4 protein-coding genes are annotated in these 4,582 nt (G+C 68.7%); 2 read left to right on the top strand and 2 right to left on the bottom strand.

The window, feature by feature from the left end; genetic code table 11:
- Window positions 1-295: siderophore-interacting protein (locus tag ACRDPN_RS14600; protein WP_431449354.1), on the bottom strand; the 295-nt coding region annotated here is incomplete at its 3' end.
- A gap of 102 nt (window positions 296-397) precedes the next feature.
- On the opposite strand from ACRDPN_RS14600, the gene ACRDPN_RS14595 reads away from it, so the two are divergent.
- Window positions 398-1,531 carry a lipid II:glycine glycyltransferase FemX gene (locus ACRDPN_RS14595; protein ID WP_431449352.1) on the top strand — a complete coding sequence of 378 codons (1,134 nt, stop codon included), beginning with the start codon at window positions 398-400 and terminating at the stop codon, window positions 1,529-1,531.
- Between the two features lie 126 nt (window positions 1,532-1,657).
- The gene (locus ACRDPN_RS14590) at window positions 1,658-2,689 is read left to right on the top strand and encodes an alanine racemase (RefSeq protein ID WP_431449350.1); all 1,032 of its coding nucleotides are present in this window, start codon (window positions 1,658-1,660) and stop codon (window positions 2,687-2,689) included.
- Window positions 2,690-2,698: 9 nt separating this feature from the next.
- On the opposite strand, the gene ACRDPN_RS14585 is transcribed toward ACRDPN_RS14590, so the two are convergent.
- A partial coding sequence (locus ACRDPN_RS14585; RefSeq protein ID WP_431449348.1) for a transglycosylase domain-containing protein occupies window positions 2,699-4,582 on the bottom strand: 1,884 nt, incomplete at its 5' end.

The raw sequence follows: 4,582 nt of genomic DNA, 5'->3' as shown, positions 1-4,582 counted from the left end.
GATCGTGCAAGGCAACGTCGATGTCGACCTGCACCTTGCCGTCGACGACACGGTGGTCGGAGATCGTGTAGACGCGGTGGGTGAGCTCGGCGGCGCCCTCGGGGTAGGTGATGGTCCAGGTCGCCTCCTCGATCTCGGGCAGCACCAGCTCGGACCCGGCCGGGGGAATGAGCAGCCGCACGTATTCGTCGGGCACGCCCGTCGTCGGGAAGTCGTCAAGGCCCCCGAGCGTCATGGTGACGAGGTGGGCCGACAGCCGGCGCCGGCCGGTCACCGTGGCGGCGTAGGTGCGCACCAAGCATTCCCTCCTTCAAGGCTTAGGAAAGGCAAGCCTAACTGATTCCAAGGCGTGGTGTTCATGAGGTTCGTCACGCGGGACGCCGGTAGCCTTCGATGTGTGACGTCAGTGCTCCGGGTCCGGCCCATCAGCGGCGCGGAACACCTCGACCACATCCGCGAGCGATCGTCCGTCAGCTTCCTGCAGACGCCTGCGTGGGCCGAGGTCAAGAACGAGTGGCGCGGGGAGTCCATCGGCTGGTTCGCCGAGGGAAAGCTCGTCGGCGTGGGTCTTGTGCTGTATCGCCAGGTTCCGAAGGTCAAGCGCTACCTCGCCTACCTCCCCGAAGGCCCGGACATCGACTGGTTGGGCGATGATCTTGCAGGCTGGCTGGCCCCGCTCGCGGCGTTCCTCAAGGATCAGGGGGCGTTCGGCATCCGGATGGGCCCGCCGGTCGTCACCCGGCGTTGGCGCGCCGCCACGATCAAGGCGGCCATCGCCGACGACGCGCTCGGCACGCTCGGCGAGGTGCCGGCCGATGCGAGCGACGACGCCGCGCTGGCCGTCGCCACGCGACTGCACAAGCTGGGCTGGAAGCAGGTGCCCACGACCGGCGGATTCGCGGCCGGGCAGCCGCGGTACAACTTCTGGGTCCCCCTCGCCGGCGACGACGGCCCGAAGAGCGAGGACGACGTGCTCGCCGCGATGAACCAGCAGTGGCGGCGCAACATCAGGAAGGCGGCGAAGGCCGGGGTCGAGGTCACCTACGGCACCCGCGACGACCTGGCCGAGTTCCACCGGATCTACGCCGAGACCGCCGAGCGCGACCACTTCACCCCCCGGCCGCTGTCGTACTTCGAGCGCATGTGGGGCGCCCTCACCGCCGAGGAGCCCGACCGCATCACGCTCTACCTGGCCCACCACGAAGGCGACCTGGTGGCCGCCACCACGCTGGTGCGGGTCGGCACCCACGCCTGGTACTCGTACGGGGCGTCCACCACCAAGAAGCGCGACGTGCGCGGATCCAACGCCGTGCAATGGCAGATGATGCGCGATTCCCTGACCGCGGGCGCCGACATCTACGACATGCGCGGCATCACCGACACCCTCGACGCCGACGACTCACACATCGGGCTCATCCAGTTCAAGGTGGGCACCGGCGGCGACGCCGTCGAGTACCTCGGCGAGTGGGACCTGCCGCTCAACCGAGCGCTCTACCTCGCCTTCACCGCCTACATGAGGAGCAGAGGATGAGCCGCGACACGCGCGGTCTGACGCAACCGCAGCCGCTCATGGCTCCTGCGCGTGTCGCGGAGCATCCGAGCGACGAATGCGTCGCCGCAGGTGACGACATGAGGAGCAGAGGATGAGGACGCGCGCATGACGTTTGATCTGCACGTCGACGCCACGCGCTGGCGGCGGCACATCGCCGGCGTCGCCGAGAGCACGCCGGGCATCGTCCCGGTGGTCAAGGGCAACGGCTACGGCCTCGGACGCGACCTGCTCGCCGCCGAGGCCACCGCGCTCGGCTGCCCGACCATCGCCGTCGGCACCTACTCCGAGGTGCCGGGTGCCCTCGCAGCGTTCGGTGGAGACGTCATGGTCCTCAGCCCGTGGCGTCCGTTCCTCGCCGACGTCCCGTACGACAGCAGGGTCGTGCACACGGTCGGCCGCATCGAGGACGTCGAGGCTCTGGCCGCGCGGGCTGACGAGGTGCGAGTCGTCGTCGAGGGCGAGACGTCGATGGCTCGCCACGGGTTCGACCGGCACGAGCTCGCCACGGTCGCAGCCGCGCTGGGCGACCTGCGGGTCGAGGGGTTCGCCGTGCACCTGCCGATGGCAGGCGCGAACCTCACCGAGGCCGAGTCGTGGGCGGCCGCCGTCGAAGCCTCCCAGCTCGAGACCGACACGCTGTACATCTCGCACCTCACCGCCGCCGAGCTGATGGAGCTGGGCGAGCGGCGCCCGAACCTGCAGGTCAGGCCCCGGATCGGCACTTCGCTCTGGCTGGGCGACCTGGGCGCCTTCGACGTCCGCTCGACGGTGCTCGACCTCCACCACGTCTCTCGCGGCGAGCGCGTTGGTTACCGGCAGCGGCCGATGCCCCGTGAAGGGTGCCTGCTGGTGCTGGCCGGCGGCACCAGCCACGGGCTCGGCCTGGAGGCCCCGCGCGCGACGGGGAACGTCGTGCAGCGCGGCAAGACCCTCGCCAAGGGTGGGCTCGAGGCGGCCGGGTTCGCGCTCAGCCCGTTCACCGTCGACGGCAAGCAGCGCTGGTTCGCCGAGCCCCCGCACATGCAGGCCAGCCTGGTGTTCCTGCCGGCAACCGCCCACGCGCCCAAGGTGGGCGACACCGTGAGCGTCGCCGTGCGCTACACCACCGCGACGTTCGACTCGATCACGCTCGACTGAACGCGCCGATCATTCGCCGTCGGGGAAGGTGCCGGTGCCGCCATCGGGATCGGTGCCGCCGCCGTCGGTGTCGGTTCCGCCGCCGTCGGGATCGGTTCCGCCGCCGTCGGGATCGGATCCGCCGTCGAGATCGCTGCCACCACCACCGCCGTCGTTGCCGTTCCCACCGCCATTGCCGTTGCCGCCGTCGCCCGGGTCCTCCGTCTCCTCCGGCTCGGGAGGAGGCGGCGTGTACGTGAAGCCCTTGGTGCTGGTGATGTTGCCCGGGGGCGGGAAGGTGCCGCAGCTGACCGGATCGATCGCGGCGTCCATGTAGGCCTTGAAGGTCATAGCCGGGTAGGTGCCGCCGAAGAACGGCACGAGGTAGCCCTCGAGGTCCTCGTTGCCGACACCCTTGTTGTACATCACCGCGGTGGCGAGCTTGGGAGTGGCGCCGGCGAACCACGACGACGAGACGTGCTGGTCCTTCGTGCCGCCGGCCGTCGCCGTGCCGGTCTTGCCCAGCGTCGGGCAAAGCGTTTTGGCACGGCTGCCGGTGCCGAGGGCGCCTGTGTTGGTGACCTTCTGAAGCGCGGCCACGGCGTCGCCGGCGACATCCTCCGGGATCGACTGCTCGACCTGGACCTCGTGCTTGTGCAGCTCGGCGCCGGTCGGGTCCTTGACGTTGTCGATGACGTACCACTCGGCCTTCTTGCCGCCAGCCACCAGCGTCGCGTAGGCGTTGGCCATGTCGACGGGTGGCACCGGGAGGTACCCGAGCGGGGTGACCGCCGCGGTCGGTTCGAGCTTGTCGGTGATGGACTCCGGGATGCCGGCCGCGTTCGCGGCTTCGCGAATCTTCTTGGTTCCCTTGGTGATGTCGCCGCCGGTGCTCCCGGTGCTCCCGACACCCTGACCGGTGGGGGCCGCTTCGTCGTCGTCGCTGCCCAGCTGCTGGGCCAGGTCGACGTAGGCGGTGTTGATGGACTTCTGGGTGGCGCGCTCGAGCGTGACGTTGCCGAACGACTGGCCACCGCTGTCACCCTGGTTCTCGATCGTGTCGCCGCTCACCTTGATCGGGGAGCTGCCGTTGAGCCGGCTCTTCAGGCTGAAGCCGTCCTCGAGCGCCGCGATCAGTGCGAAGACCTTGAACGTCGAGCCCGGCTGAGTGCCGGTCGTGGCCCAGTTGAGCTGGTTCTTCAGGTAGTCGGAGCCTCCGTACATGGCGCGCACCGCACCGTTGCCGGGCTGGACCGAGACGAGCGCGGTGTGCAGCTTCTTGAGGCCCTTCGGGCGGACCGAGTTGACCGCCTTGATCGCGGCTCGCTGCTTCTGGTAACCGATCGTGGTGGTGATCTTGAGCCCGCCGCCGAGAATCTGGGAGTCGGTGAACTCCAGCTGCTGCATCTGCTTCTCGATCAGCCGCAGCAAGTGGCCGTTGGGCCCCTTGAAGCGGTTGTACTCCTTCTTCTTCGCGAACTTCGGGAGGCTGTCGGTCGCCGCTGCGGCCTGCTCTTCAGTGATGGCACCGGTCTCCTTCATGCCGTCGATCACGTAGTTGTAGCGCGGGATCATGCGCTCACGACCGCCCTCGGAGTAGGGGTCGTAGTACGACGGCTGGTTGAGGACCGACGCGAGGGCGGCGGACTCCCGGTAGCCGAGCTTGGAGGCGGGCTTGCCGAAGTACGTCTGAGCCGCCACCTGCACGCCGTAGGCGCCGTTGCCGAAGTAGATGGTGTTGAGGTAGCCCTCGAGGATCTCCTGCTTGCTGAGCTGGTTGTGGATCTTGATCGACAGGATCGCCTCGCGGATCTTGCGCGAGTACGACTGCTCCTGCGAGAGGTACAGGATCTTGACGTACTGCTGCGTGATCGTGGAACCGCCCCCGGTGATCGCACCGCTCGTGGCGTTGTC

Origin of the sequence: Aeromicrobium sp. (genome assembly GCF_050700635.1) — a bacterium.
In the GTDB taxonomy this organism is placed as follows: Bacteria; Actinomycetota; Actinomycetes; order Propionibacteriales; family Nocardioidaceae; genus Aeromicrobium.
Note: the sequence above shows the minus strand (reverse complement) of the source record. Positions and strands in the feature narration are given on the sequence as shown.